Source organism: Streptomyces sp. NPDC090445 (assembly GCF_044769385.1).
In the GTDB taxonomy this organism is placed as follows: domain Bacteria; phylum Actinomycetota; class Actinomycetes; order Streptomycetales; family Streptomycetaceae; genus Streptomyces.
Genome location: NZ_JBIVXV010000004.1, coordinates 479,057 through 505,616, shown reverse-complemented (window position 1 = coordinate 505,616; position 26,560 = coordinate 479,057). Strand labels below are relative to the sequence as shown.

General features: G+C 73.8%; 27 protein-coding genes and 1 pseudogene. 14 read left to right on the top strand and 14 right to left on the bottom strand.

Going from position 1 to position 26,560, the window contains the following annotated elements; genetic code table 11:
* Nucleotides 1-204: 204 nt before the first annotated feature.
* A complete protein-coding gene (locus ACIQUT_RS13245) occupies nucleotides 205-1,821 on the bottom strand; it encodes a DUF3152 domain-containing protein (protein WP_403562466.1) in 1,617 nt (538 codons plus the stop codon).
* Between the two features lie 5 nt (nucleotides 1,822-1,826).
* Nucleotides 1,827-2,807, bottom strand: coding sequence for an alpha/beta fold hydrolase (locus ACIQUT_RS13240; protein WP_403562464.1), 981 nt, complete (start codon nucleotides 2,805-2,807; stop codon nucleotides 1,827-1,829).
* Between the two features lie 164 nt (nucleotides 2,808-2,971).
* Between ACIQUT_RS13240 and ACIQUT_RS13235 the strand changes: the two genes are divergently transcribed.
* From ACIQUT_RS13235 to ACIQUT_RS13220, 4 genes are all read left to right on the top strand, one after another.
* On the top strand, nucleotides 2,972-3,190 hold the full coding sequence (locus ACIQUT_RS13235) for a hypothetical protein (RefSeq protein WP_403562462.1): 219 nt from the start codon (nucleotides 2,972-2,974) through the stop codon (nucleotides 3,188-3,190).
* Nucleotides 3,191-3,420: 230 nt separating this feature from the next.
* A complete protein-coding gene (locus ACIQUT_RS13230; protein WP_403562460.1) occupies nucleotides 3,421-4,068 on the top strand; it encodes a TetR/AcrR family transcriptional regulator in 648 nt (215 codons plus the stop codon).
* A 159-nt stretch (nucleotides 4,069-4,227) separates the two neighbouring features.
* A complete protein-coding gene (locus ACIQUT_RS13225) occupies nucleotides 4,228-4,455 on the top strand; it encodes a DUF3107 domain-containing protein (RefSeq protein WP_403562458.1) in 228 nt (75 codons plus the stop codon).
* A 172-nt stretch (nucleotides 4,456-4,627) separates the two neighbouring features.
* Nucleotides 4,628-4,930 (top strand): hypothetical protein, encoded by a 303-nt coding sequence (locus ACIQUT_RS13220; protein WP_403562523.1) that lies wholly within the window; start codon nucleotides 4,628-4,630, stop codon nucleotides 4,928-4,930.
* Between the two features lie 117 nt (nucleotides 4,931-5,047).
* On the opposite strand, the gene ACIQUT_RS13215 is transcribed toward ACIQUT_RS13220, so the two are convergent.
* Nucleotides 5,048-5,806, bottom strand: a complete 759-nt coding sequence (locus ACIQUT_RS13215) for a ferritin-like fold-containing protein (protein WP_179175000.1) — start codon at nucleotides 5,804-5,806, stop codon at nucleotides 5,048-5,050.
* A gap of 452 nt (nucleotides 5,807-6,258) precedes the next feature.
* Between ACIQUT_RS13215 and ACIQUT_RS13210 the strand changes: the two genes are divergently transcribed.
* The 4 genes and pseudogenes from ACIQUT_RS13210 to ACIQUT_RS13195 form a co-directional block, all read left to right on the top strand.
* Nucleotides 6,259-8,388 carry a DEAD/DEAH box helicase gene (locus ACIQUT_RS13210; RefSeq protein WP_403562457.1) on the top strand — a complete coding sequence of 710 codons (2,130 nt, stop codon included), beginning with the start codon at nucleotides 6,259-6,261 and terminating at the stop codon, nucleotides 8,386-8,388.
* 119 nt (nucleotides 8,389-8,507) lie between these two features.
* Nucleotides 8,508-9,365, top strand: coding sequence for an alpha/beta fold hydrolase (locus ACIQUT_RS13205; RefSeq protein ID WP_403562455.1), 858 nt, complete (start codon nucleotides 8,508-8,510; stop codon nucleotides 9,363-9,365).
* Nucleotides 9,366-9,461: 96 nt separating this feature from the next.
* Nucleotides 9,462-9,614: a hypothetical protein gene (locus ACIQUT_RS13200; RefSeq protein ID WP_007266367.1), complete on the top strand. Its 153-nt coding sequence runs from the start codon at nucleotides 9,462-9,464 to the stop codon at nucleotides 9,612-9,614.
* 232 nt (nucleotides 9,615-9,846) lie between these two features.
* A pseudogene (locus ACIQUT_RS13195) lies at nucleotides 9,847-10,503 on the top strand (transposase); the annotation flags it as partial.
* 68 nt (nucleotides 10,504-10,571) lie between these two features.
* Here ACIQUT_RS13195 and ACIQUT_RS13190 read toward each other — a convergent pair.
* The 4 genes from ACIQUT_RS13190 to ACIQUT_RS13175 all read right to left on the bottom strand — a co-directional run bounded on the left by ACIQUT_RS13190 (nucleotide 10,572) and on the right by ACIQUT_RS13175 (nucleotide 13,611).
* Nucleotides 10,572-11,177 (bottom strand): MarC family protein, encoded by a 606-nt coding sequence (locus ACIQUT_RS13190; protein WP_403562453.1) that lies wholly within the window; start codon nucleotides 11,175-11,177, stop codon nucleotides 10,572-10,574.
* A 93-nt stretch (nucleotides 11,178-11,270) separates the two neighbouring features.
* Complete coding sequence (locus tag ACIQUT_RS13185; RefSeq protein WP_403562522.1) at nucleotides 11,271-12,137, bottom strand: PHP domain-containing protein; 867 nt, start codon at nucleotides 12,135-12,137, stop codon at nucleotides 11,271-11,273.
* Nucleotides 12,138-12,323: 186 nt separating this feature from the next.
* Nucleotides 12,324-12,965 carry a DUF6758 family protein gene (locus tag ACIQUT_RS13180; protein ID WP_403562451.1) on the bottom strand — a complete coding sequence of 214 codons (642 nt, stop codon included), beginning with the start codon at nucleotides 12,963-12,965 and terminating at the stop codon, nucleotides 12,324-12,326.
* A gap of 61 nt (nucleotides 12,966-13,026) precedes the next feature.
* A complete protein-coding gene (locus tag ACIQUT_RS13175) occupies nucleotides 13,027-13,611 on the bottom strand; it encodes a suppressor of fused domain protein (protein WP_403562449.1) in 585 nt (194 codons plus the stop codon).
* Between the two features lie 431 nt (nucleotides 13,612-14,042).
* Between ACIQUT_RS13175 and ACIQUT_RS13170 the strand changes: the two genes are divergently transcribed.
* Nucleotides 14,043-15,158 carry a magnesium and cobalt transport protein CorA gene (locus tag ACIQUT_RS13170; protein WP_403562447.1) on the top strand — a complete coding sequence of 372 codons (1,116 nt, stop codon included), beginning with the start codon at nucleotides 14,043-14,045 and terminating at the stop codon, nucleotides 15,156-15,158.
* Between the two features lie 53 nt (nucleotides 15,159-15,211).
* On the top strand, nucleotides 15,212-15,724 hold the full coding sequence (locus ACIQUT_RS13165) for a hypothetical protein (protein ID WP_403562445.1): 513 nt from the start codon (nucleotides 15,212-15,214) through the stop codon (nucleotides 15,722-15,724).
* Between the two features lie 83 nt (nucleotides 15,725-15,807).
* Here the strand turns inward: ACIQUT_RS13165 and ACIQUT_RS13160 are convergent, their stop codons facing one another.
* Nucleotides 15,808-16,617 carry a hypothetical protein gene (locus tag ACIQUT_RS13160; protein ID WP_403562443.1) on the bottom strand — a complete coding sequence of 270 codons (810 nt, stop codon included), beginning with the start codon at nucleotides 16,615-16,617 and terminating at the stop codon, nucleotides 15,808-15,810.
* Between the two features lie 181 nt (nucleotides 16,618-16,798).
* Between ACIQUT_RS13160 and ACIQUT_RS13155 the strand changes: the two genes are divergently transcribed.
* The 3 genes from ACIQUT_RS13155 to ACIQUT_RS13145 all read left to right on the top strand — a co-directional run bounded on the left by ACIQUT_RS13155 (nucleotide 16,799) and on the right by ACIQUT_RS13145 (nucleotide 19,962).
* Nucleotides 16,799-18,070 carry a magnesium transporter MgtE N-terminal domain-containing protein gene (locus ACIQUT_RS13155; protein WP_403562441.1) on the top strand — a complete coding sequence of 424 codons (1,272 nt, stop codon included), beginning with the start codon at nucleotides 16,799-16,801 and terminating at the stop codon, nucleotides 18,068-18,070.
* Between the two features lie 94 nt (nucleotides 18,071-18,164).
* Nucleotides 18,165-18,758, top strand: coding sequence for a DUF1003 domain-containing protein (locus ACIQUT_RS13150; RefSeq protein ID WP_403562520.1), 594 nt, complete (start codon nucleotides 18,165-18,167; stop codon nucleotides 18,756-18,758).
* Between the two features lie 43 nt (nucleotides 18,759-18,801).
* Nucleotides 18,802-19,962: an Mrp/NBP35 family ATP-binding protein gene (locus ACIQUT_RS13145; protein ID WP_403562439.1), complete on the top strand. Its 1,161-nt coding sequence runs from the start codon at nucleotides 18,802-18,804 to the stop codon at nucleotides 19,960-19,962.
* Nucleotides 19,963-20,110: 148 nt separating this feature from the next.
* Here the strand turns inward: ACIQUT_RS13145 and ACIQUT_RS13140 are convergent, their stop codons facing one another.
* From ACIQUT_RS13140 to sigE, 5 genes are all read right to left on the bottom strand, one after another.
* Entirely contained in the window at nucleotides 20,111-20,932 is an 822-nt protein-coding gene (locus ACIQUT_RS13140) for a hypothetical protein (protein ID WP_403562437.1), read from the bottom strand.
* Nucleotides 20,933-21,069: 137 nt separating this feature from the next.
* On the bottom strand, nucleotides 21,070-21,474 hold the full coding sequence (locus ACIQUT_RS13135; RefSeq protein ID WP_403562435.1) for a sec-independent translocase: 405 nt from the start codon (nucleotides 21,472-21,474) through the stop codon (nucleotides 21,070-21,072).
* Nucleotides 21,475-21,579: 105 nt separating this feature from the next.
* Nucleotides 21,580-23,172 carry a trypsin-like peptidase domain-containing protein gene (locus ACIQUT_RS13130; protein ID WP_403562434.1) on the bottom strand — a complete coding sequence of 531 codons (1,593 nt, stop codon included), beginning with the start codon at nucleotides 23,170-23,172 and terminating at the stop codon, nucleotides 21,580-21,582.
* A gap of 112 nt (nucleotides 23,173-23,284) precedes the next feature.
* Complete coding sequence (locus tag ACIQUT_RS13125) at nucleotides 23,285-23,962, bottom strand: anti-sigma factor family protein (protein WP_403562432.1); 678 nt, start codon at nucleotides 23,960-23,962, stop codon at nucleotides 23,285-23,287.
* Nucleotides 23,959-24,738 carry an RNA polymerase sigma factor SigE gene (sigE, locus tag ACIQUT_RS13120; RefSeq protein ID WP_403562430.1) on the bottom strand — a complete coding sequence of 260 codons (780 nt, stop codon included), beginning with the start codon at nucleotides 24,736-24,738 and terminating at the stop codon, nucleotides 23,959-23,961. The genes ACIQUT_RS13125 and sigE overlap by 4 nt, the downstream gene beginning before the upstream one ends.
* Before the next feature lie 218 nt (nucleotides 24,739-24,956).
* On the opposite strand from sigE, the gene ACIQUT_RS13115 reads away from it, so the two are divergent.
* Nucleotides 24,957-25,619 (top strand): O-methyltransferase, encoded by a 663-nt coding sequence (locus ACIQUT_RS13115; RefSeq protein ID WP_403562429.1) that lies wholly within the window; start codon nucleotides 24,957-24,959, stop codon nucleotides 25,617-25,619.
* Nucleotides 25,620-25,679: 60 nt separating this feature from the next.
* Here ACIQUT_RS13115 and ACIQUT_RS13110 read toward each other — a convergent pair whose 3' ends face one another.
* Nucleotides 25,680-26,297 carry a hypothetical protein gene (locus tag ACIQUT_RS13110; RefSeq protein WP_403562427.1) on the bottom strand — a complete coding sequence of 206 codons (618 nt, stop codon included), beginning with the start codon at nucleotides 26,295-26,297 and terminating at the stop codon, nucleotides 25,680-25,682.
* Between the last annotated feature and the right edge of the window lie 263 nt (nucleotides 26,298-26,560).

Below are 26,560 nucleotides of genomic sequence, written 5' to 3'. Positions count from 1 at the left end.
CTGGGGGCCCCCCCCCCTCGGCGGGTCGCGGCGGGCGGGGGGGGGGCGGGCCCCCCGCCCCCCCGCCGCCCGGGGGCGGGGGGGGGGCGCGGGGGGGGGGGCCCCCCCCCGCCACCGGAAGGGGTGAAGAGTCGTAACTTTCCCGTACGGTTCGCGTTCGAGGCCGCTAGCAAAGGACCTGTGCGGGGCGCCGCCCGCGGCGCGTCAGTTGCCGGGGAACGCCCAGGGATTGGGCTTGCAGCTGACCCCGTCGATGTCGAGGGACTTCGTCTGCTGCTGCATGATCGGCGCGAGGGCGCCCGGGGTCTTGCAGTTCACGTGCCCGTGGCCGAGCCGGTGGCCCACCTCGTGGTTGATGAGCATCTGCCGGTAGGCGAACATCTGGTCCGGGCCGTACGTCGGGGAGCCCTGGGCCCAGCGGAACGCGTTGATCATCACGCGCTCGGTGCTCGCGGAGTCGCAGCTGACGTTCTCGATCGTCGTGTCCAGGTCGGACTTCGCGCACCACACGCCGGTGGTGCCGGGGCTGGCCAGCGTGATGACGAAATCGGCCTCGCCGCCCGGCACCCGCTCGAAGGTCCTGCTGCCGCCGTGGCCCCAGCTGCGGTCGTCGTTGAGGGTGCGGTGGACGGCCTCGGCGAACAGCTGCGCGTCCAGGCCGATCCCCTGCTCGACGTCGACGCGGTAGCGGACCACCTTGCCCTTGCCGGGGGCGGCCGCGACGCCGGGCACGGTGTCGAAGGTGCCCGGCCCCTTCAGCTTCGCGTCGAGCGGGAGCTGCTGGGCCATCTTCTGCTCGTACGACAGCTCGGGCGCGGCCGGTGCCGGGGCCTGGGCCTGGGGGGCGCCGCGGCCGTCGGAGCGGGAGGCCGGGGACTGGCCGGGCTGGGCGCGGTCGGAGGCGCTGCCGGCGGCCTGCGGGGCGGAGGTCTTGGTGTCGCCGCCGGTGAGCATCTGGGTGCCCACGACGACGGCGATCGCGGTGGTGACGGCCACGGCGGCCACACCGCCGTACGTGCGGGCCCTGGAGCGGCCGGAGGACCGTTCCTCCTCGGTCTCGGCGGGCGCGACCTCCTCGCGGGGCGAGGGCACGACGCCGCGCTGCGCGCCGGTGGAGGCGAACGGGTCGGCGGGGCCGGCCGCGGGCTGCGGTTCGAGGACGGTCTGCGGGAACCCGGCCGCGGGGGTGTCGAAGGGCGGCGTGCCGGTGTCCAGCACCGCGGCGGGCGCGCCGGTCGAGCGCGGTGCGCCGAGCCGGTCGCCGTGGACCGGGCCGGGGCCGGTGTCGGAGCCCCAGCCGCCGCCGGGCTCGCGCCGCTCGGGGCGGCCGCCGGGCCGTGCGCCGGACTCGGGGGCGTCGGCGGGGGCGTAGCCCTGGTGGGCGACGGTCGGTTCGGTGCGGCGGCGCCGCCCGCGCGGCTCCTCGTACGGCGGGAACTGGTCCTGCGAGGGGAACGGGTCGCGCGGAGGAAACTGGTCCTGCGGGGGGAACTGGTCCTGCGCGGGGAACGGCTCCTGCGCGGGGTACTGGTCGCGGGGCGGGAACCAGTCGTGGCCGGGCTGCTGCCCGTGGCCGGACGCGGGGCCGGGGGACTGCTCGTACCCGGGCTGCCCGCCGTACGCCGGCTGCCGGCCTTGGTACCCGGTCCGGTCCCCGTACGGCGGGTGGTCCTCGTACGGGAGGTGCGGTTCGTGCTGCCCGTACTGCTCGTACTGCTCGTACTGCCCGTACGGCTCGTACGGGGGATACGCGGCGGGCGCGGGCGCCGGGCGCGCCGGGGCGGGGGCAGGGGCAGGGCCCTTGCGACTATGTCGTCCCACGGTGGTCAGCCCCTGCCGTCTTCGGTATCTCGGTCGGTGTCGTGCAGCAGATCCCGGAAGGCGTTCGCCACCGCCTCGGGGTATTCCATCATCGCGACGTGCCCGGCCTCGGGGAGGCTCAGCAGTCTCGAACCCCGGAAGGACGCAGCCGCCCTCCGGGCCGTACGGTACGCCACCAGTCGGTCGCGTCCGCCGTAGACGAGCAGGGTCGGCGCGAGCACCCGCTGCGCCTGGCGCCACAGCCCGTGCTGCCCGCCGAGGGTGTACGCGTCGACGATGCCGCGGGTCGAGCCGGTCATCGCCTCCCAGAAGTACGGCAGGGCCATCCGCCGCTCCATCTCCTCGACGGCGGTGCGGAAGTCCTCCGCGCGCACCCGGGAGGGGTCGCCGTAGCAGAGCTGCATCACGCCGCGGGTGCGCTGCTCGGCGGTGAGGCCGCCGGCCAGGCGGTGCAGCAGGCCGGTCATCCCGGGTACGGCGAGCAGGACGGTCGGCAGGGCCGACTTCTGCATGCGCAGGTCGGGCAGGGCGGGCGAGACCAGCGTCAGCGTGCGCACCAGGTCGGGGCGGACGGCCGCGACGCGGGTGCTGACGGCGCCGCCGAGGGAGTTGCCGAACAGGTGGACGGGGCCGCGGCCGGCGGCGTCGAGGTGGCGGATGACCGCGCGGGCCATCGCCGTGACCGAGTAGTCGCGGTCGGCCGGCGGTGGGGACCAGCCGAAGCCCGGCAGGTCGACGGCCTCGCCGTCGACGCTGTCCTCCAGCAGGGCCATGAGGGCGGACCAGTTGGTGGAGGAGCCGCCGAGGCCGTGCACGAACAGGGCGGGCGACAGTCCGGTACGGGTCGCGGGCCGGGACCGCACGGTCAGTTCCAGGCCGGGCAGCAGGGCCGTGCGCAGCTGCTCCCCCTCGGCCACCCGGGCGGCTTCCGCCCGGAACGACGGCTCGGTGGCCGATCGCACACCCGGCAGCTCGGTCGAAGACATGGGGGCAATGTTACGAGACGATCACGTCCGGACTCTTGTGTTCGGCATCACAGACCCGCGCCCGCCCCACGGTGCCCGGGGATCCACGTAGCGGCGCACCCGCGATCCTCCTAGGCTCATAGGTGAGGCAGGACCATGAGGGGTGAGGGAAGAAGGGGAGCCAGATGAGTGTCGACCCGGCGGAGCCGGAGACCTTCCGGGGCAAGCTCCGGGACGCCCTCGACGCGGAGGCGCCCGAGGCCGATGCCGCGGAGCAGCAGGCGGAGCTGCAGCCCGTGGACGACGACGAGCGGGTGACGGGGGTGGACCGGGGCGAGGCAGCCGACGGGGACGCCGCCGACCAGGCCCGGGTGGTGCCCCTGGACGAGGATGACTACCGCTGAGGGGCCCGGCCCCCTCCGACCGACCGCGTCCGGCCGCGTCCGACCGCCCGACCGCGCCCGGCCGCCCCGGACTACCGTTCGGTAACCCCTCCCGGCGTCGCTGACCAGCACGTCCGGGCGGTCCGTACAGCGAGAAAACTCGGCTTCGGCCCTACAGATTCGGTTACCGAAAAGTACGATGGCGGGCGCGGCGCAGAGGCACTGCGGCTACAGAGAAAGTGGGAGGCGGCGTGACAGCCATCGAGCAGACGGATGCAGCGCGTCCCCGGGGCACGCGCCTGCCGCGCCGAGCCCGACGCAACCAGCTCCTGGGCGCGGCCCAGGAGGTCTTCGTCGCGCAGGGGTACCACGCGGCGGCGATGGACGACATCGCCGAGCGGGCCGGGGTGAGCAAGCCGGTGCTGTACCAGCACTTCCCGGGCAAGCTCGACCTCTACCTGGCGCTGCTGGACCAGCACTGCGACAACCTGCTGCAGGCGGTGCGCGGGGCGCTGGAGTCGACGACGGACAACAAGCAGCGCGTGGCGGCGACGATGGACGCCTACTTCGCGTACGTGGAGGACGAGGGCGGCGCGTTCCGCCTGGTTTTCGAGTCCGACCTGACCAACGAGCCGGCGGTGCGCGAGCGTGTCGACCGTGTCTCGCTGCAGTGCGCCGAGGCCATCTCGGACGTGATCGCCGAGGACACCGGCCTGTCGCAGGACGAGTCGATGCTCCTGGCCGTGGGCCTGGGCGGCGTCTCGCAGGTGGTGGCCCGGTACTGGCTCTCCAGCGAGAGCCCGGTCGCCCGCGACAAGGCGGTGGGGCTGCTGACCTCGCTGGCCTGGCGCGGCATCGCGGGCTTCCCGCTGCACGGTGCGGACGGCGTCTCGGCGTGACCGCCCCGGCGTGATCGTCCGGGCCCGGGCGCCCGGGCGTGATCCGCTGTTCGCTGCCAGCGTGTCCGCTGCGCGGCTTGCGTGTCGCCGCTGCGGGCTAATGTGGACCGGGTACGGCGCGGCTGATCGCGCACAACCGACCGTCGGAGGGACAAAGCCGTGGAGGTCAAGATCGGCGTGCAGCACGCACCCCGGGAGATCGTGCTGGAGAGCAACCTGAGCGCCGAGGAGCTCGAACGCATCGTCTCCGAGGCGCTGACCGGTTCGGCACCGCTGCTGAGCCTCACCGACATCAAGGGCCGCCGGGTCCTGGTGCCCTCCGACCGCCTGTCGTACGTCGACCTGGGCGAGCCGAGCGCGCGCAAGGTCGGTTTCGGCACGGCCTGATGCCTTCCGGCACGGTCTGACGCGTTCCGGTACGGCCTGACCCGTTCCGGCGTGTTTCCGATAACTACGCGAAACGGCCCGGTGGTTGATTCCACCGGGCCGTTTCCGTGTCTTCCGGTTCGGGTAGGACGGCTGTGACCGGTTAGCCCCTGACCTGCGGGAGGCCCCCATGCTGCTGATCGAGGCGCTCGGCTCCGCCCTCCTGGGCCTGGCCCTGTCGGCAGCGGCTCTGCGGCTGTTCGCCCCGCGGCTGCCGTCGCCGCGCGTCGTGCTCGCCAGCGGGGCGCTGGGCGCCCTGTTCGGGGCGTACCTCACGCAGTACGCGCTCGGCCCGGGGCACGGCACGGTGACCGCGACACTGGTCGGCTCGCTGCTCGTCGCCGCGGTGATCCTGTCGCTGCTGCTGCGCCCGGGCCGGCAGTCCGGCCCCCGCCCCGCCCACCGGACGCCCTTTTCGCTTCCGTCGCGGGGCTGACGGGCGCCGATGGCGCTGGCGCCGACGCAGCTGACCGCGCCCCGTCAGGGGCGCGGGGAACTGCGCGATCAGCCCCCACCGGCCCGCGGTTTCATCACGGCACTGCCAGCGCAGCGCTCAGGCGGCGAGGCCCAGGGCCGCCATCCGCTTGGTGTGGGCCTTGGTGATCCGGGCGAACATCTCGCCGACGGCCGCCAGGTCGAAGCCGGCCGCCATCCCGTCCACACCGCCGACCAGCATGGTGGACAGGGCGTCGCGCTCGGCGACCACCCGCTGGGCCTGCGAGAGCGCCTCGCCCATCAGGCGGCGCGCCCACAGCGCGAGCCGGCCGCCGCAGCGCGGGTCGGCCTCGATCGCGGCGCGCACCTTCTCGACGGCGAAGCCGCCGTGGCCGGTGTCGTCGAGGACGGCGAGCACGAGGGCGCGGGTGTCGGCGTCCAGGTGGCTGGCGACCTCGCGGTAGAAGTCACTGGCGATCGAGTCGCCGACGTACGCCTTGACCAGGCCCTCCAGCCAGTCCGACGGCGCGGTCTGGCGGTGGAAGTCGTCGACGCCCTTGGCGAAGGGCTCCATGGCGGCGGTGGGCTCGGCGTCGATCGCCGCGAGCCGGTCGCGCAGCCGCTCGAAGTGGTGGAACTCCGCGGAGGCCATCTTCGCGAGCTCGGCCTTGTCGTCCAGGGTGGGCGCGAGCTTCGCGTCCTCCGCGAGTCGTTCGAAGGCCGCGAGCTCGCCGTACGCGAGTGCGCCCAGCAGGTCCACGACGGCGGCCCGGTACTGCGGCGAGGCGGAGGCGGTCGCCCAGTCCTGGGCGGCGATACCGGTCGCCTCGGCGGGTGCGCCGTCGTCGGCGGGCGATGCGTTTTCTACGGTCGACATGCTCCGCACAATAGCCCGCCTGGACACCCCTGACGCCATCACGTCACACTGCCCTCCGTCCACCCGAACGCGACGACCAGGTGAATTCACCCGACACGCCTGCGCGATTCCGGGGTACAGTGGTAATGCGCCTGCCGAATACTCGGCGGGCCATCGCATGAGGATGCCCGGTCGGTGGCCCGATCGGCTCCAACCCGACCGCCCTCGGATGATGCGTACGTCCATGCGTACCGCGTCCACGAGGGGCCCCCTCAGCGGCACTGGCGGCTTGAGCGAAGGCAGTGGTCCCGCGCAGCTTCGTACGTACATCGCAGTACTGCAAGCCCGGCACGGTACGACCACCCCCCTCGCCGCCTCGCGCCGCGTCTCACAGAAGAGGCAGCACCCTGACTACGTTCCGTGAACTCGGGATCTTTCCCGAAACCGCCGAGGCCCTCGAAGCAGTCGGCATCGTGACCCCCTTCCCCATCCAGGAGATGACCCTCCCCGTCGCCCTCTCCGGCACGGACGTCATCGGCCAGGCGAAGACCGGAACCGGCAAGACGCTCGGTTTCGGCCTTCCGCTGCTGGAGCGGGTCGTCGTCCCCGCGGACGTCGAGGCCGGCCGGGCCACGCCCGACCAGCTGACCGACTCCCCGCAGGCCCTCGTCGTCGTCCCGACGCGCGAGCTGTGCACGCAGGTCACCAACGACCTGCTGACCGCGGGCAAGGTCCGCAACGTCCGCGTCCTCGCCATATACGGCGGCCGCGCGTACGAGCCCCAGGTCGAGGCGCTCCAGAAGGGCGTCGACGTCATCGTCGGCACTCCGGGCCGCCTGCTCGACCTGGCCGGCCAGCGCAAGCTCGACCTGTCGCACGTCAAGGCGCTGGTCCTCGACGAGGCCGACGAGATGCTCGACCTGGGCTTCCTGCCCGACGTCGAGAAGATCATCAACCACCTGCCGGCCAAGCGGCAGACCATGCTGTTCTCGGCGACCATGCCGGGCGCGGTCATCGGTCTGGCCCGCCGGTACATGACGCAGCCGACGCACATCCGCGCCACCTCGCCCGACGACGAGGGCGCGACGGTCGCCAACATCACCCAGCGCGTCTACCGCGCGCACAACATGGACAAGCCGGAGCTCGTGGCCCGCGTCCTGCAGGCCGAGGGCCGCGGACTGGCCATGATCTTCTGCCGCACCAAGCGCACCGCGGCCGACATCGCCGAGCAGCTGGAGCGCCGCGGCTTCGCCTCCGGCGCCGTCCACGGCGACCTGGGCCAGGGCGCGCGCGAGCAGGCGCTGCGCGCGTTCCGCAACGGCAAGGTCGACGTGCTGGTGTGCACCGACGTCGCCGCCCGCGGCATCGACGTCGAGGGTGTGACGCACGTCATCAACTACCAGACGCCCGAGGACGAGAAGACGTTCCTGCACCGGGTGGGCCGCACCGGCCGCGCCGGCGCCAAGGGCACGGCGATCACCCTGGTCGACTGGGACGACATCCCGCGCTGGCAGCTGATCAACAAGGCGCTGGAGCTGGACTTCCACGACCCCGTGGAGACGTACTCCACCTCCCCGCACCTGTTCGAGGAGCTGGGGATCCCGGCCGGCACCAAGGGCATCCTGCCGCGCTCCGAGCGCGTGCGGGCCGGCCTGAAGGCCGAGGAGATCGAGGACCTGGGCGAGACCGGCGGCCGCGGCGGCCGGGGCGGCCGCGGTGCGGCCCCCGCTCCCGCCGCCGCCGAGCGTCCGGAGCGCACCCGGACCCCGCGCCAGCGCCGCCGCACCCGCGGCGGTTCCGAGGTCGCCGCCGGTTCCGCGGACGCGGCCCCGGTGGCGGAGGCTCCGGCCGTCGATGCGGCCCCGGCCGCTCCGGCGGTCGACGGGGCCCCGGAGGCGGACCAGCCGCGCCGGCCGCGCCGCCGCCGCACCCGCGTGTCGGCGTCGGCCGCAGCCGCCGAGGCCGCTGCCACGGCCGCTCCGGTCGCCGAGGCGCCCGCAGCCGTGGCGTCCGTGGTCGAGGTCCCGGTGGCCGAGGCCCCGGTGGTCGAGGCCCTGGTCGTCGAGGCGCCCGTCGTCGAGGCGCCGACTGCCCCGGCCGCACGGGCGAAGGCTCCGGCGCCGCGGCAGGCCCGTACCCGCAAGCCCACCCAGACGTCGATCCTGGCGGCGGCCGCGGCCGCGCCCGCCCGGGCCCTGGTGCCGGCGCCGACCGGCCCCGAGCCGGAATTCCAGATCGCCCCGCCGACCGAGCCGGTCCGGACCGCCCGCCGTACCGTGCGGGCCCCGCGCAAGGCCGCCGCGGTGACCCCGGTCGCCGAGGCGCCGGTCGCCGAGGCCGCCCCGGTGGCCGAGGAGGCTCCGGCGAAGCCGAAGCGGACCCGGACCCGCAAGGCAGTGGCGCCCGCGGCCGAGGTCCCCGCGGCCGAGGCGCCGGTGGCCGTGGCCGAGGAGGCTCCGGCGAAGCCGAAGCGCACCCGGACCCGCAAGACCACCGCTGCCGCGGAGGCTCCGGTGGTCGAGGCCGCCGCGGCCGAGGAGGCCCCGGCGAAGCCGAAGCGCACGCGGACCCGCAAGGCCGTGGCGCCGACCGCGGAGGCCTGAGCCCCCGCAGTGCCGTGATCCGGGCCCCGGTTCCCCCTCCCAGGGGGGCCGGGGCCCGCGGCGTACGGGGGCGGTCTCCCGGGCTGGGGCGGCTTGCTACGGGCCGGTAACCTCAGGCCATGAGCAAGCCGCCCCGCCTTACCCTGCCGTCCGACGCCCGTGCGTACCGCCTCCCGACCGCCCGCGGCGAGTTCGCCGTCCACGAGGCGGGCGAGCCGGTCCGCGGGACGGCCCTGCTGGTCCCCGGTTTCACGGGGAGCAAGGAGGACTTCATCGGCCTCCTGGAGCCGCTGGCCGCGCACGGCTACCGGGTCGTGGCCGTCGACGGGCGCGGCCAGCACGAGACGCCGGGGCCGCGCGAGGAGTCGGCGTACGCCCTGGACGAGCTGGCGCAGGACGTGCTGGCGCAGGCGGCCGCCCTCGACGGGGGCCCGGTCCACCTGGTCGGGCACTCGCTCGGCGGGCTGATCGCCCGCGCCGCCGTGCTGCGCGACGCGGCGCCCTTCGCCTCCCTGACCCTGATGAGCAGCGGGCCGGCCGCGATCGCCGAGGAGCAGCGGGAGCGGACGGAGCTGCTGGTCGCGGCGCTGGAGGTGATGCGGGAGGACATGGCCGGCGTCTGGACGGCCATGCGCTCGTACGACCCCGAGGACGCGGTGCCGGACGGCCCGGAGCTGGCGGAGTTCCTGCGGGACCGGTGGATGGCGACCGTGCCGGAGCAGCTGATCGCCACGGGGCGGGTGCTGGTCTCCGAGCCGGACCGGGTGGCGGAGCTGAGCGGGGTGGACCTGCCGAAGCTGGTGCTGTCGGGCGAGGTGGACTACGCCTGGCCGGTGCCGCTGATGGACGACATGACACAGCGTCTGGGAGCCCGTCGCGTGGTGGTGCCGGGTGCGGAACACTCGCCGAATGCGGAGAACCCGCAGGTCACGGCGGATGCGCTGGTCGCGTTCTGGGGTGCCGCCGACGCCCGGTAGTTAGCCAGGGAAAAAATTTCCTTAGCGTAGGGAATGTTTGAGTCTTATACTTCGTTGGGAACCCATGCAAGGAGAACACTGACGAAGGGAGAAGCCGTGCGCTTCGAGATTCTGCGCCTGGACGACGTCGACGGAACGGCCGTGGACAGCACCGTCGTGGACGCGGCCTCCGTCAACCGGATCGTGCAGCAGGCGGCCGCCATCGGCCAGCGCATCCTGATCCGACCGGCCGAGAGTGCGTCCTCCTGACATTTCGGGCCGCACCGCCGCACATGCAGGATGCCCCCGCACCGGTCTCTTCGGACGCTGTTGGTTGATTCGGGGGCTCGCGTGACGTCGGCCTTCAAGACCCGGTTGGGGTCTTGAAGGCCGACGTTGCGTTTGGGGTGGGTGCGGGTGTCGATGCAGCCGAGGGGGTCGGGCGAGGTCCCGGCGGAGACGGTGCGGGTAGCGCGGGCCGCGTTCCCGAAGGGGGGGCCGTCTGCCGGGCGAACACCTGGTCGATGCCGGATACGTCGATGCCCACGTACTCGTTCACGCCCGCCGCGAGTACGGCATCACGCTCACCGGCCCGGCCGCCTTGGCCGTCAGCCCCCAGACCGCTGCGGGCGGCGGGTTCACCGGCGACGACTTCACCATCGACTGGGAAAACGAGCAGGTCACCTGCCCCGGAGGCAGGACCGCGACCTGTTGGAATCCCGACCGCTCACCCGAGGGCACCCCAGTGATCCGGGTCCGTTTCAAGGGCGGTGACTGCCGTCCCTGTCCGGTCCGCGAGCAGTGCACCACCTCCAGCGTCGGCTGGCGGCTGACGCTGCGGCCCCGCGAGGAGCACAAAGCCCTCCGCCAGGCCCGCGCCGACCAGGAAACCGCCACCTGGAAGGAGCGCTACAAGACCCGCGCCGGCGTCGAGGGCACCATTTCCCAGGCAGTCCAGCGTTGCGGCCTGCGCAGATCCCGCTACCACGGCCTCGCGAAGACCGCCCTACAGCTCACGGGCGCCGCGATCAACCTCCCCCGCATCGACGCCCACCTCACCGACACACCCCGGGCCCGCACCCGCACCAGCCACTTCGCAGCACTCGGCCCCGCCGAGCCGAAGCTCAGCGGGGCCGAGTGGAGCCGCACCCCGAATTAACCAACAGCGTCCGGTCTCTTCGGTGCGGGGGCGTTCGCATGCGCGCGGCGTGGCGCCGGGACCCGGGGTCAGGCGCCCCGGACGACCTGGAGCACGCCGTTGATGATCTGCTGGACGGCAATGGCGGAGAGCATCATGCCCGCGAGGCGCGTCACGAGGACGACGCCGCCGTCCTTGATGACCCGGATGATCACCAGCGAGTAGCGCATGGTGAGCCACAGGACCACGTGCATCGCGATGATCGCGCACCAGACCGAGACCTGGGCGCTGACGTCGTCCGCCTTCTGGACGGCCAGGATGACGGACACGATCGCACCGGGCCCGGCGAGCAGCGGCATGCCGAGCGGCACGAGGGCGACGTTCACGTCCTTGGTCTGCTTCGGCTCGTCGGTCTTGCCGGTGAGCAGGTCGAGCGCGATGAGCAGGAGCAGCAGACCACCGGCGATCATCAGCGCCGGGACGGAGACGTGCAGGTAGTCCAGGATCTGCTGGCCGCAGAGACCGAAGACCGCGATGACGCCGAAGGCCACGCAGACGGCCTGCCAGGCCATCCGGCGCTGCACCTTGACGGGCCGGCCGGAGGTCAGGGCGAGGAAGATCGGCGTGATGCCCGGCGGGTCCATAATCACAAAAAGCGTGAGAAATAGGGATCCGAAGACGGCGAAGTCGAACACAGTGATGCCTTGCAGAGAGTGGGGTGTTTCGAGGAAGGAAGAAGAGGGCGGGGCAGCGCGCAGCGCCTCCCGGCAGCGGGCCGGAAAGGGGCGTTACGCGCCCGCGGCTCCGCCGGTGCCCGGCACGGGGAAGGCCCCGGTCGCGCGGCGCGTGATCTCGCCGTAGACCTCGGGGTCGGTGGTGTAGTCGCCGAGGCGGCAGGTCTTGCGGCTGCCGTGGTAATCGCTGGAGCCCGTCACGAGGAGGTCCAGCTCGCCGGCGAGTGCGCGCAGCCGGCTGCGGGTGTCGGCGTCGTGGTCCATGTGGTCGACCTCGATGCCGTCCAGGCCGGCGGCCGCGAGATCGGCTATCGCGCTCTCGGGGACGCAGCGGCCGCGCTTGACGGCGGCCGGGTGGGCGAAGACGGTGACGCCGCCGGCGGCCTTGACCAGGCGGATGGCGTCGAAGGGATCGAGCTCGTGCTTCTGCGCGTAGGCGCGGCCGCCGTCGGCGAGCCAGTCCGGGGTGAACGCGTCCGACACGGTCGGGACGACGCCCAGCTCGACGAGGGCGGTCGCGATGTGCGGGCGGCCGACGGAGCCGCCGGCGGCGATCCGGGAGACCTGCTCCCAGGTGACGTCCACGCCGAGCGCCTGCAGCTTGCCGATCATGGCCTGGGCGCGGGGGGTGCGGTCGTCGCGGACGAGCTCCCGCTCGCGGGCGAGCTCGGGCTCCTCGGGGTCGAAGAGGTAGGCGAGCAGGTGCATCCCGATGCCGTCGAGGCGGCAGGAGAGTTCCATCCCGGGGACGACGGTGAGCCCGCGCGGGGCCGCGGCAAGGGCCTCGGCGTATCCCCCGACGGTGTCGTGGTCGGTCAGTGCGACCACGTCGAGCCCGGCGGCGGCCGCCCCCAGGACCAGCTCGGCGGGGGTGTCGGTCCCGTCGGAGGCCGTGGAGTGGGCGTGCAGGTCGATGCGCACGGCCATGGCTCCAGGGGTCGCGGGTACGGGGACACCCCAGGATAACGTCCGGCCGCTGGAGCAGCCGCCCCACCCCCTCCGCCGACACCACCGCGACCTCGCGGCCCCGGACGCGGGCACGGGCCCGGGTGCGGGCCCAGACACGGGGGCGGCAGACGCGGGCTCGGGCCCGGGCGGGGCCCGGTGTTACGGGTCCAGGATGCGCGGGCTTACGGCGCCGCACGGCAGGAGTTCGAGCTCGGCGCCCGCGTCCCGCAGGTCCGTCAGCACCAGCTCGTCGTACATCAGCATGCCCGACCGCTCCGGCCAGGCGATCGCCCACAGCCACAGCCCGCGCGCCTCGCCGGCGAAGACGGCCCGGTCGTCCGGGGCGTCCTTCACGTGCCACAGCGGCGTGGGGCGGCCCGCCGCGACGACCTTGGTGTGCGGAGGGGCGGACACGTCGAGGCAGGCGCCGGGGTCGGGGCCGTCGATCCCGGCGAACCGCGAGCCCAGCCCGACGCCCAGTTCCTCGGCGATCAGCAGCAACTCGCCCATCCCGCCCAGCGGTCCGGGCCCCGAGCAGGCCACGGCGGTCGCCCTGCCCCCGCTGCGGTCGTCACCGGCCGAGGCCACCCCCGTGAACAGCCACCCGACGGGCAGCGGCCACGGCATCCACACCGGCACGCGGGCCCGGTGCACGACGACGGTGAGGCCCTCGACGCTGGGCGGGATGACGGGCTGCAGCGGGTGCACCGCGCCGTGCACCGCGCACTGCCAGGAGTCGGAGAAGAGTCCGGGCGCCCTGACCCGGCCACCGCACTTCGGGCAACTCGGTTCGCCCCTCATGGGATGCAACGCTCCTCCCCGCCCGGCGCGCCGTCAAGACACGATCACCCGTCCGGATGTCTCAGTCCAGCGGCACGGCGGAGCGCAGGGGGTCGCGCAGGTCCGTGCCCTGCGCGAGCCACCGTTCCTGGAGGGCGGCCGCACCGTGCACCCGCTTCCACGCCGCCTCGTTGGGCGTCATCGGCAACAGCGGCAGGAACTGCACCGGGTCCATCGGCTCGTCCAGTGCGAGGTCCTCGACGAGCCCGCCCGGTTCCGCGACGAGGACGGAGGTGAACGGCGCCCCCTCCCACAGCGGCTCCCCCACGTCGAGGGAGGCGCCGGGCGCCACGACCAGCCCCTCGACCTGCGGGGAGGCGGCCAGTACGGCGAGGGGCCGCAGCACCCTGTCGGTGGCCGCGCGGCCCTCCCGCACGGTCAGCACCAGCTCGGCGCGGGGGCCGCGCTGCGGGTCGGCGACCATCGCGGTCGGGTCGGTCATCGGGGTCGCGGACATGCCGAGGGTCGCGTACCGGACGAGGCCGTCGCCGGTGAAGCGGAGCACTTCGATGCGGTCGGTGCCGAGGAAGGTGACGGCGGCGCGTGCGTCGGGTTCACCGAGGGCGCTGCGCAGCCGGGCCTCGACGAGAGCCAGAATTTCTGCCATGGATCGAGCATAGAACTCGTATGAGGCGGGTAAAGGGCGGGTCTTGACCATCCGTCGGCTGATAGTGTTGTCCGCTGGCCGATGCCGCATGCATGGGGGTACCCCAGCGGTCGCCGGGGGAATGCATCCGGGCATCAGGCGACAGGAAGTCCTCCACGGAGGACCGGCCGGAGGAGGTGGGGACTGCGATGAAGCGAAGTCGATCGTGCAGTACCAACCGCTCTTCCGCATCCCGTACGGGCACCTTTCGCCCGTTTTGATCATCTGATCAGCAGAAGAGCGACGGCAGAACGTTGTCCTCCCGTCCTGTTTTGTTCCTTCCGGCCGCTTCGGCACACCCCGCCCGCCGACGGTGCAGTGCCGCACCGCGCCGCCCGGAAGGGGCCTCCACACCCCGTGCGGTTGCCGCCGTGCGTGCGAAGGAGCCTGCCATGTCGATGCTGCCCTACCTGCGTGCCGCCGTACGCCCGGCCCTGCGCCGGTCCACCCCTGTCCAGCCCGGCTACGACACCACCCGCGACCCCTCGGCGAGCAGCGCCGTGGTCGACTGCGCCGTGTACCGCGACGGCCGGCGCGTCGCCGGACCGGCCTGCCTGACGCCGCGTGAGGCCATCCGGCGGGTCCGCGAGGACGGCGGGTTCGCCTGGATCGGCCTGCACGAGCCGACCGAGGAGGAGTTCGCGGGGATCGCCGCCGTCTTCGGCCTGCACCCGCTCGCCGTGGAGGACGCGGTCCACGCGCACCAGCGGCCGAAGCTGGAGCGCTACGACGACACCCTCTTCACCGTCTTCAAGACCATCCACTACGTCGAGCACGCCGAACTCACCGCGACCAGCGAGGTCGTGGAGACCGGCGAGGTGATGTGCTTCACCGGCACCGACTTCGTCATCACGGTCCGGCACGGCGGCCAGGGCTCCCTCCGGGGCCTGCGCCACCGCCTGCAGGACGACCCGGAGCTGCTCGCCAAGGGCCCCTCGGCCGTGCTGCACTCCCTCGCCGACCACGTCGTCGACGGGTACATCGCGGTCGCGGCGGCCGTGCAGGACGACATCGACGAGGTGGAGAGCGCGGTGTTCGCCGCGCCCGCCAAGGGTGCTGCGCGCGGCGGCGACGCGGGCCGCATCTACCAGCTCAAGCGCGAGGTCCTGGAGTTCAAGCGGGCCGTCGCCCCGCTGCTGCGGCCGATGGAGCTGCTCAGCGAGCGGCCGATGCGGCTGGTCGACCCGGACATCCAGAAGTACTTCCGCGACGTCGCCGACCACCTGGCGCGGGTGCACGAGCAGGTCGTCGGCTTCGACGAGCTGCTGAACTCGATCCTCCAGGCGAACCTGGCGCAGGCGACGGTCGCCCAGAACGAGGACATGCGCAAGATCACCTCCTGGGCGGCGATCATCGCCGTCCCGACGATGATCTGCGGGGTCTACGGGATGAACTTCGACCACATGCCCGAGCTCCACTGGCAGTACGGCTACCCGATGGTGATGACCGCCATCGTCGGCAGCTGCTTCGCCATCCACCGCGCACTGCGCCGCAACGGCTGGCTGTAGGGCCCTCGGGGCGGCCCCCTGGCCCGCCCGGCCCGACCCCCTACGCTGTGCGCATGACTCTCAGCACGCTCGACCTGGCCCTCGTCGAGGAGGCCACCAAGAAGTCCGGCCTGATCTGGGTCCGCGGCGACGGGGCCGACCGGGCCCTGTGGCACGCCTGGGTCGACGGCGCGGCCCACGTGCTGGGCGACGGGCCCGGGGAGCAGCCGCTGCCGGGCCTCGCGGACGGGGCGGCCGCCGAGGTGACCGTGCGCAGCAAGGACAAGGGCGGCCGGCTGGTCGCCTGGACCGCGGCCGTACGGGAGCTCGCGCCCGGCAGCGAGCCGTGGGAGGCCGCCGTCGCCGAGCTCAAGGGCAAGCGGCTGAACGCCCCCGACTCGGAGCAGATGACCGCGCGCTGGGCCCGCGAGTGCCGGCTGCTGCGCCTGGACCCGGTCGCGGTGGCCGCCGAGCTGCCGGACGGTTCGCTGGCCGCGGTCCCGCACGGCTCGCCGGCGGTCACGCGCCGGCCCATCCCGGCCGGGCTGCCGAAGCTCCTGCTGAAGCGCCGCAAGTCCGCCCGCTGAGCGCTCCGCGGGAGGTGCCGTGAGGGGCCGGCACTCGCCTGCGGGCCCGTTGTGGCCGGTCGCGCAGTTCCCCGCGCCCCGGACTACTGGCCCGGGTTCGAGCCCGTGCCCGTGCCTGTGCCCTTGCTGCCGCTCGGTGCCGGGGAGGCCGACCCGCCCGGCTCCTTGTCCTTCGTGGTGGGCAGCTGGGAACCGTAGTCGAGGGTCTGGTCCTCCGGGGGCGCCTGCAGCGGGACCGGCTTGCCCCAGTCGCTGAGGTCGACCGCGCCGGCGCCGCCGGCCCGCTCCATGCGCAGCGGGTACGGGGTGCCCTCCAGGGAGACCGACAGCTTGCCGCCCTTGCCCTGGTTGGCGGTCACCTGGACCGCGCGGGTGGGGCCGACCTTGGTGTAGTTCTCGACCTTGGCGAGCTTGCCGTCGAGCCCGAGCAGGCCGTCGAGCAGCACGTGCATGTCGGTGAAGCCGCGGAACTGCTTGTAGGTGGGGTCGCTCTCGGGCACCTTCACGTACTTGTCGCCGAGCTTCCCGGCCGCCTCGGAGGTCCCCCAGAAGGCCGCGCTCGCCTTCAGGTAGAGCTGCTCGCCGACGCGCAGCAGCTGGAAGGTGTCCTCCTTCGACTTCACCTCGCCGGAGCCGCCCTCCTTGCCCAGGCGCACGTTGAGCGTGAAGGTTTTTCCGCCGCTGACCAGGGTGCCCGACAGGTGCACCGAGGCGGCGGCGCCGGCCGCGGCCTTCGCCTTGCCCTCGATCTGGCCCGCGGAGAGCTTGCCGACCCCGTTCGTGCCCTCGTCGGGATCCGGCCCGCACCCCGCGCCGGTGACGGCCAGGCCCGCGCACAGGACACCGGCGAACGCTGCCCGGCGCAGGCGCGCGGCGGGGAAATAAGCGGTCACGGGCAGGTGCCTCTCGTCGTACGTCTTCGGGCAGCAGGCAGCGTACCCGCCCGTACGGCGGGGGCCGCGTCCGCGGGGCCTCCCCGGCCGGACGGCCCCACCAGGACGTCTGCGCGCGCCACGGGCTAGCCTGAGGGGCGGCAGGACTGTCGGTGGACACGAGGCAACAGGAGGCGCCGGTATGGCTGGAGGCGCCCCGCGGATCTTCGTGTCGCATCTGTCGGGTGTGCCCGTCTTCGACCCCAACGGCGACCAGGTCGGCCGGGTCCGCGACCTCGTCGCGATGCTCCGTGTCGGCGGGCGCCCGCCGCGCCTGCTGGGCCTGGTCGTCGAGGTCGTCAGCCGGCGCCGGATCTTCCTGCCGATGACCCGGGTGACCGGTGTGGAGTCCGGGCAGGTGATCACCACCGGCGTGGTGAACATGCGGCGCTTCGAACAGCGGCCCACCGAGCGGCTGGTCCTCGGCGAACTGCTCGACCGCCGGGTGCAGCTGACCGCGACCGGCGAGGAGGCCACCGTCCTCGACGTGGCCATCCAGCAGCTGCCGGCCCGCCGCGACTGGGAGATCGACAAGATCTTCGTCCGCAAGGGCAAGGGCGGGGCGCTGCGCCGCCGCGGCGAGACCCTGACCGTCGAGTGGTCGGCGGTGACCGGCTTCTCCCTGGAGGAGGAGGGCCAGGGCGCCGAGAACCTGGTCGCCACCTTCGAGCAGATGCGCCCGGCCGACGTGGCGAACGTCCTGCACCACCTGACGCCGAAGCGGCGCGCCGAGGTGGCGACCGCCCTCGACGACGACCGGCTCGCGGACGTCCTGGAGGAGCTGCCCGAGGACGAGCAGGTGGAGATCCTCGGCAAGCTGAAGGAGGAGCGCGCCGCGGACGTCCTGGAGGCGATGGACCCGGACGACGCGGCCGACCTGCTGTCGGAGCTGCCCGAGGACGACAAGGAGCGGCTGCTGACGCTGATGCAGCCGGACGACGCCGCCGACATGCGCCGCCTGCTGTCGTACGAGGAGAACACCGCGGGCGGTCTGATGACCACCGAGCCGATCGTGCTGCGGCCGGACGCGACGGTCGCGGACGCGCTGGCCCGGGTGCGGCAGGCCGACCTGTCGCCGGCGCTGGCCGCGCAGGTGTACGTGTGCCGGCCGCCCGACGAGACGCCGACCGGCAAGTACCTGGGCACGGTGCACTTCCAGCGGCTGCTGCGGGACCCGCCGTTCACCCTCGTCAGCTCGATCGTGGACACGGACCTGCCGCCGCTGCGGCCGGACGCCTCGCTGCCGGCGGTGACCAGCTTCCTGGCCGCGTACAACATGGTGGCCGTGCCGGTCGTCGACGAGGGCGGCGCACTGCTGGGCGCGGTGACCGTGGACGACGTGCTGGACCACCTGCTGCCGGACGACTGGCGGGAGACGGACTTCCATGCGGAGGAGGCCCCGCGTGGGTACTGACCGGAGGCGGGACCGCGAGCAGGCCCGCGAGCGGCGCCGGGAGCAGATCCGCGAGCGGCGCGAGCAGGCGCGGGTCCAGGCGCGCGAGAGCGGGCTGCTGGACGGGTCCGAGCGGACGGAGCAGCGGGCCTCCGAGCGGGCCGAGCGCGCCCGGTCCGGGCAGTCGACCGGGTCGAGCGCACTGACCCGCTCGCGGGTGCGCCTGGACCAGCCGCGGGCGCCGCGCCGCTCGCTGCTGCCGGAGTACGACCCGGAGGCCTTCGGGCGGCTGTCGGAGCGGGTGGCCCGGTTCCTCGGCACGGGCCGGTTCATCGTCTGGATGACGCTGGTCATCGTCATGTGGGTGCTGTGGAACATCTTCGCCCCGGACCACCTGCGCTTCGACCCGTACCCGTTCATCTTCCTGACGCTGATGCTGTCGCTGCAGGCCTCGTACGCGGCCCCGCTGATCCTGCTCGCGCAGAACCGGCAGGACGACCGCGACCGCGTCAACCTGGAGCAGGACCGCAAGCAGAACGAGCGGTCCATCGCCGACACCGAATACCTGACCCGGGAGATCGCGGCACTGCGGATGGGCCTGGGCGAGGTGGCCACCCGCGACTGGATCCGGTCGGAGTTCCAGGACCTGATCAAGGAGATGGACGAGCGCCGGCTGTTCCCGGCGGAGAGTGACGAAGGCGACCGCTAGCGGCCTTACCGGTGGCAGGCTACCGAGCCGTACCATCGGGGGCATGGCTACCGACACAAGCTCCGCCGCCGTGCCCGAGCAGGACGCGATCCTCGACGCACTGGCGACGGTGAACGACCCCGAGATCCACCGGCCGATCACCGAGCTCGGCATGGTCAAATCGGTGGAGATCGGCGAGGGCGGCGCGGTGGCCGTCACGGTCTACCTGACGGTGTCGGGCTGCCCCATGCGCGACACGATCACGCAGAACGTCTCCGGGGCCGTCGCAAAGGTCCCCGGGGTCACCTCGGTCGCCGTGTCGCTGGAGGTGATGAGCGACGAGCAGCGCAAGGAGCTCGCGGCCAACCTGCGCGGCGGCACCGCCGAGCGCGAGGTCCCGTTCGCCAAGCCCGGCTCGCTGACCCGCGTCTACGCGGTCGCCTCCGGCAAGGGCGGCGTCGGCAAGTCCTCGGTGACGGTGAACCTGGCCGCGGCGATGGCCGCGGACGGCCTGAAGGTCGGCGTCGTGGACGCGGACATCTACGGCCACAGCGTGCCGCGCATGCTGGGCGTGGACGGCCGGCCCACCCAGGTCGAGAACATGATCATGCCGCCGTCGGCCAACGGCGTGAAGGTCATCTCCATCGGCATGTTCACCCCGGGCAACGCGCCCGTCGTGTGGCGCGGGCCCATGCTGCACCGCGCCCTCCAGCAGTTCCTCGCGGACGTGTTCTGGGGCGACCTGGACGTGCTGCTGCTCGACCTGCCGCCGGGCACCGGCGACATCGCGATCTCGGTGGCCCAGCTGGTGCCGAACGCGGAGATCCTCGTCGTCACCACCCCGCAGCAGGCCGCGGCCGAGGTCGCCGAGCGGGCCGGCGCGATCGCCGTCCAGACCCACCAGAAGATCGTCGGCGTGGTCGAGAACATGTCCGGCCTGCCCTGCCCGCACTGCGACGAGATGGTCGACGTGTTCGGCACGGGCGGCGGCCAGAAGGTCGCCGACGGCCTCACCAAGACGGTCGGCGCGACCGTCCCGGTGCTCGGCTCCATCCCGATCGACGTCCGCCTGCGCGAGGGCGGCGACTCGGGCAAGCCGGTCGTCCTGGCCGACCCGGACTCCCCCGCCGGCGCGGCGCTGCGCGCCATCGCGGGCAAGCTGGGCGGACGCGCCCGGGGCCTGGCCGGCATGTCGCTGGGCATCACCCCGCGCAACAAGTTCTGAGAAACGGGGCCTGAGGAACGGGGCCTGAGCAACGGGGCCTGAGCAACGGGGCCTGAGCGACGGGCTCCGGCCCGCGCGGCCCGGGCTCCGGGCCGCGTCAGTGGAGGGCACCGCCGCCGGCGGTGCCCTTCCGCGTACCCGCTGCGGGCTACTGCTGGTACGCGGCGAGGTCGCCGATGACGGAGAAGCCGAGCCCGTAGGCGCTCATGCCCCGCCCGTACGCGCCCAGGTGCACGCCGGCCGCGGTGGACCCGGCCAGCACCCAGCCGAACTCGGACTCGCGGTAGTGGAAGGGCGTCGGCTCGCCGTCCACGGGCAGCGACAGCACCGACCAGTCGGGCCCGTCGAGGTCGTCGGCGAGCTCCCACGCGGCCTCGGTCTGCTGCGCCAGCCAGTCGTCGCGCAGGCTGTGGTCCATCTGCCCGGGCCAGCTGTACGCCAGCAGCCCGGAGCCGGCCAGCCAGGCCGCGGAGGAGACCGACGTGGCCTCCAGGACGCCGGTGCCGTCGCCGCTGCGGCGCAGCGGGTTGCTGGCGACCGTGACGACCACCGCGAAGCGCTCCTTCTCGCCGGTGGCGATCTCCCCGCGGACGGAGGGCTCGTCACCGTGGCCGGTGGAGCCGTGCTCGACGGTGCCGTCGGCGCCGGTGCCGACCTGCATCAGCCAGCGCGGCCCGGTGAAGGCCTCGTCCAGCCCGTACCAGGGGAAGTCGGCCCGCAGGAAGGCCTCGGCCGTGCGCCGGGCCGCGGGCACGGGCCGGGAGGTCTCCCGGGCCGGCGCGGGCGCCGTCGCGGGGGCGGCGGGTGCTGCCGAAGCCGCGGGCACGGCCGACGCTGTGGGCACGGCCGACGCCGCCGGTGCCGCGGCGGGCTCGGCGGGTGCTGCTGCGGCGGGTAGGTCGGGTAGCTCGGGCAGCTCGGGTGCTTCTGCGGGCTGTGTGCCGACCCTGCTGCTGCTCGTCGTCTCCATCGATGCGGCCTCTCGTTCCGTTGGGTCCGGAACGGCCCTCCCCCACAGGTCGTTGGGGGGACCCCCCACCTCGGGCGCCCTGGTCCGGACTCATGGAGGATAGCCACCGGACCCCGGATCGCCGGGCAGGACGAGGCTCAGGTGGCGTCGGCGTCGGACCAGGTCCGCCGTTCCGCGGCCGGGGCGGCGGGCTTCTTCAGCAGGTCCGGGGCAGCCTCGGGCTCGCGGCTGTTGACGGCGTCGGTTACCTCGTTCAGCTCCTTGCGCAGGTCGAAGCTGCCGCGGATGTCCCGCAGGTCCTCGTTCTCGGAGAGCTGCTTGCGGATGAACGTCTTCGGGTTCAGGTCCTCGAACTCGAAGTCCTTGAAGTCCGGGCCCAGTTCGGAGCGGATGTCGTCCTTGGCACTGTCGGAGAAGGCGCGGATCTTCCGGATGAAGCCCGTGACGTCCTGGACCACCTTCGGCAGCTTGTCCGGGCCGAAGATGAGGATGCCGAGAACCACGATGGTGACCAGCTCGAGTGCGCCTATGTCGTTGAACACCTTGCCGCTCCTCGGCTCTCTCCACGTCGGGCCACGACAACGGTACCCGGCCCGGCCGGTCAGCCCCTACATCGGTGCTCCATCCGTCGTGCTTTCCCCTGATCGTCATGATCCGTTCGCCGAGCCGAGGACGAGGGCCAGGGTGAGCTCGCGGCCGTCGCGGAGCACGGTGAGGCGGAGCGGGTCGCCCGGCCGGTGGGCGCGGATCTTGATGATGAGCTCGTCCCCGCCGTGCACGCGCCGGCCGTCCACCTTCGTGATCACGTCGCCCGCCTTGACCCCGGCGCGGGCCGCGGGGCCGTCGGGGGTGACGGCCGGCTTGCCGCCCTCGCCCGCCGTGCCGACGCGGGCGCCGTCGCCGCTGTACTGCATGTCGAGGGTGACGCCGATGACGGGGTGGGTGGCCCGGCCGGTGCGGATGAGCTCCTCGGCGACCCGCTTGCCCTGGTTGACGGGGATGGCGAAGCCGAGGCCGATGCTGCCGCTCTGCTTCTCGGAGCCGGTCTTCTCGGCTCCGCGGATGGCGCTGTTGATGCCGATCACGCGGGCCCGGGCGTCGAGGAGCGGGCCGCCGGAGTTGCCGGGGTTGATGGGGGCGTCGGTCTGGAGGGCGTCGACGTAGCTGATGTCGCTGCCGTCGCCCTTGTCGCCGCCCGCGGTGACGGGCCGGCCGGTGGCGCTGATGATGCCGGCGGTGACGGTGTTGGAGAGGTCGAAGGGGGCGCCGATGGCCACCACCGGATCGCCCACCTGCACGTTCTCGGAGTTGCCGAGGGCCAGTGGCTGCAGGCCGCGCACCCCGTCGACGCGCACCACCGCCAGGTCGTACCCGCTGTCCTGGCCGACCAGCTCGGCGTCGACGCTCTCGCCGGTCGCGAAGGTGACCGTGATGTCCTTGGCTCCGGCGACGACGTGGTGGTTGGTGAGGATGTGGCCCTGCGGGTCGAGGACGAAGCCGGTGCCGGTGCCGCCGCCCGTGGCACCGCGGACGTGGAGGGTGACGACGCCGGGCAGCGCGGTGGCGGCGATCCCGGCCACGCTGTCGGGGGCGCGGCCCTTGCCGTCGACGGCGGCCTGCGGGAGTTCGAGGCGGGTGCTGCTGCGGCGCTCGGCGAGCACCCCGAGCCAGCCGCCGGTGCCGCCGGCGAGCAGGGCGATGCCGAGGCCGAGGGCCAGCACGTGGCGCAGCCGCACCACCCGGCCGCCGGCCCCCCGCCCCCGATCGACCACCTGCAGCGCCCCACCACCCCACGCGTCGTACCCCGCCCCGCCCCCGGCCGCGGAAGGCCCGCCCGCACCGCGCTCCGCCCCGGCCGCGGTCCCGGCCCCAGGGCTGGGCTCGGGGACGGGGCCGGCCGCAGGAGCGAGGACGGGCTCGGAGTCGGGTGCGGGGGTGTCCGAGGTGGCCAGGGCTGCGAGAGGCGCACCCGGACCGGGCTCCGCGTCCCGCCCCGGACCGGCCGCACGGGCAGGCTCGCTCCCGGGGACTTCAGCAGCGGGGTCGGGCTCGGGGCCGGAGGCGTCCAGGACGGTCCCGGCTGCAGGGGCGCCCGCGCCGCGGGCCGCGGCCTGGCCCGGGCCGGGCGCGGGGTCGGGTGCAGGAACGGCGTCCGGGGTGGTCCCGGGGGTGGCCGGGGGCGTGGCCTGGCTCGGGGTGGCGGGGTGGGGCGGAGGGGCGGACTGGTACTGCTCGGTCATGGGCGCTCCCCCGGGTTCCTGCGGCCCCGCCCGGCGGCGCGCCTGCCCGCCGATTCAACCAGGCGGGTGCCCGGCCCGGGGCGGCCACCGCCCACCCCGCCCGCGCCGGGGCTCAGCGGAGCAGCGAGACCGGGCGCGGGGTGGCGGACGCCGACGGGTGGATCGGTGGCAGCGGGCCCGTGGGGCGCGGGCCGGCGGTGATCCCGGACCGCGGCTCCCGGTCGCGGACCACCGCGTCGGCCACGGACACGGCCGGTCCGGAGCCGAGGCCCGGTCCGGGACCGGTCCCGGACGCCGGGGCCGCCGGCACGGCGGAGCCGGGCCTGGACGCCGGGGCCTCGCCCCGCGCGTTCGGCTCGACCAGGTCCAGCGGCAGCGTCCCGCCCAGGGCGATCGCCGCCAGGGACACCGCCCCGGCCGCCACGAACGCGAAGCGGCGCCGCGGCCGCCCCACCTCGTGGATCCGGAAGCCCTGCTGCACCGGCGGGGGCGGCGTGTACCCGAAGGTGTCGGCCCCGGGCGGGCCCGGCGGTCCGGGCGGGCTGTCGGGGCCTTCGCCTGGCAGCCCCTGAAGCCGCGCCAGCAGACCGGCGGACAGCGGCGGCGGTGCGCTCTCGACGAACAGGGTCTTCAGGCGGCGCTGGGCATCGGCCTCGGCCTTGCACTTGGCACACGTGGCCAGGTGCGCCAGGACCCGCTCCCGCGCGTCGTGGTTCAGCTCCCCGTCGACCAGGGCGGCAAGACGGTCACCCAGGTGCTGCTCGGCAGGGGACGGGCTGACTCCGCTCACTCGGCCCCGCCCTCTCCCCCGGCACCCGGGACACCCACCGCGGCTCCCGCCAGTGCGCGCTGTTCCGCGCGCGCCTCGGGAGAGCGGTGCCGGAGCGCCTTGCGCAGGTGCGAACGGCCCCGGTGGATACGGCTGCGCACGGTGCCGAGCTTCACGCCGAGCGTGGCGGCGATCTCCTCGTACGACAGGCCCTCGATGTCGCAGAGGACCACGGCCGCGCGGAACTCGGGCGCGAGCGTGTCCAGCGCCTGCTGCACATCGGCGTCGAAGTGGGTGTCGTGGAGCACCTGCTGCGGGGAGGGCTCGCGGCTCGGCAGCCGCTCGGCCGCGTCCTCGGCGAGCGCGTCGAAGCGGATCCGCTGCTTGCGGCGGACCATGTCGAGGAAGAGGTTCGTGGTGATCCGGTGCAGCCAGCCCTCGAACGTGCCGGGCGTGTACGTGGACAGCGAGCGGAAGACGCGGACGAAGACCTCCTGCGTCAGGTCCTCGGCGTCGTGCTGATTGCCCGTCAGGCGGTAGGCGAGGCGGTAGACCCGCGCGCTGTGCGTGCTGACGATGTCCTCCCACGTGGGAGGGGTCCACGCCTGCGAGCCCGCATCGGCGGCAAAGGTCGCGGTGGTTGCGGTGTCGGCGGTGTGGATGCGGTCAGCAATGTCGGTCACGGATTTCGGCTCACCCGCCGACCAGAAGAGACGTCTCAGTACGCCTCGACGATCCACAGGCGCAGCCGCACCTCCCCTATCGGCTCTGGTGGTGTCCAGTGGAGCCCCTACCATAGCCACCCCTCCCGTCAGCTCCGGATAAGCCTTTTTGCCTTATCTTTGCCCGTGGTGCGGAGAGGCCGGGACACCGATCTGACCGGTGCCGTCCCCATCCGTCCCGTCCCCGTCCCGCCTGTACGCCCCTTTTGCCTTGCTCGTCGGCACCTCGCCGCCGACAGGTCCAACGCACGGTCCCATCTGCGGGTTCCCGACGTCAGCGGATACAGTCACCGTTGCGCCAACTATGGGGACAGGAGAGGGTCATTACCGGCAACCGGCAGACGAGCTGGGCGTTCGCCGACGCGTTTGTCGCCGAGGACGACGCTCTGCGGTGGGCCCGCGACCGGGCCAGGGAAGCGGGCCTGCGCTCCGTCTCCCCCGGCACCGGGGCCGCGCTGCGCCTGCTCGCCGCCAGCGCCGACGCCAAGGCGGTCGCCGAGATCGGCACCGGGACCGGCGTCTCCGGCATCCACCTCCTGCACGGCATGCGCCCGGACGGGGTGCTGACCACCGTCGACCCCGAGCCGGACCGGCAGGCCTTCGCCCGCCAGGCCTTCCGCGCCGCCGGCTTCGCGGGCAACCGCGCCCGCTTCATCCCCGGCCGCGCCCTGGACGTCCTGCCCCGGCTCGCCGACGGCGGGTACGACCTCGTGTTCTGCGACGGGGACCCCGCCGAGTCCCTCGACTACCTCGCCGAATCGTTGCGCCTGCTCCGCCCCGGCGGGCTCGTGTGCTTCGAGGGGGTCTTCTGCGACGGGCGCACGGTCGACTCCTCCGCCCAGGAGACCGAGGTGCTCCGGGTCCGGGAACTGCTGCGCAGCGTCCGGGAGAGCCCCGCACTGGAGGGGGCCCTGCTGCCGGTGGGCGACGGCCTGCTCTGCGTGGTCCGGCGCTGACCCCGCGCCCCGCGCCCCGCGGGGCGGCGGGCCGCTCGGCAGACGGCGTCGGCGCCTGCGTCAGCGCAGCAGCGCGAAGGTCAGGGCGGTCGTGGCGCCGAGCACGGTGCCGGCCAGGACCTGGGCGGGCGTGTGCGCCTTGAGGACCAGCCGGGCCCAGCCCACGGCCACGGCGGCGGGCACCGCGGCGAGCAGCGGGACCCCGAAGACCAGTATCAGGACCATGACGGTGCCGCCGGCCACCGACATGTGGAGGGATATCTGCCAGCCGAGGGTGACCAGCAGGGACGAGACCAGCCCGACGAGCAGGGCGACGACGAGCGCGAACACCTCGCGCGGCGCGCCGAGGGCATGGCCGAGGACCATCGCGGCGGCGACGGAGAGCAGGCTCAGCCCCATCGGCACGACCCGCTGGCGGCGCACCCGGATGTGCTGGTCGGTCAGGGCGCCCCGCTTCACCCCGAGCCGGATGATCCCGATCGGCACCACCCCGCAGAACAGGGCGGCGAGCAGCCCCCAGCCGAGCCCGGACCAGGAGCCGGTGCTGTGCCAGCCGACGGCCAGCAGCAGGGCGACGACGAGGTTGGCCGGGGCCAGGACGTCGGTGAGGACCCGGGCCGTCTTCTGGCGGGGAGTGCAGTCGTCGAAGGCGGGCGGGGCGGGGGCGGTGAAGGTCACGGCTCGGCTCTCGGCAGGCGGCGGCCCCCGCGCGGCGTTGCGGACGGCGGGAACGCGGCCGGAAGGGAAGGAAGGGCGAGGACGCGGGAGGGAAGGCAGGGCGTCGAAGAGCGGAACCAGCGGAAACAGCCGAAAGAGCCGAAACAGCTGAAAGGAGCGGGAACGGCGGAGAGGCGGGCGGCGGCGCCGCTCACGCAGGCCCCCCGGCACAGCGCTGCCCCGGCCGCGGATTGCGGCGGCCGGGGCAGCGCAGAGTGTGCAGG